At 63.9% G+C, this 299-nt stretch carries 1 protein-coding gene; it reads right to left on the minus strand.

Annotated elements, in window-relative coordinates:
- A partial coding sequence (locus ACT86A_RS27510; RefSeq protein ID WP_445095135.1) for a transposase occupies nt 1–229 on the minus strand: 229 nt, incomplete at its 3' end.
- Nucleotides 230–299 lie beyond the last annotated feature (70 nt).

Here is a 299-nt window from a genome sequence, read left to right on the forward strand (position 1 = left end):
TTCGAAGTGCCTGTAACTCGACTCGTTCCGATGCCGACAACGGCTCGTCACCACCGCCGGTGGCCGCCTCAACGCGGCGGCGTTCGTCCTTCACCCAGGCACTCAGCATCCCGGCGTCGATCCCCAGCTCCCGGGCGACCTCGGCGATCGTGCGACCCGAGTCGATCACCCTATGGGCAGCCTCGACCTTGTACTCGGTCGTGTACGACCGACGCTTGCGAGGAGGCATAGCAAACATCCTTACCAGCAGGACCTTCGATCCTGCTAACTCGGTGTCCACTTCCCGGGGGGAACCTCAG

Source organism: Nocardia glycosmidis (assembly GCF_052545115.1).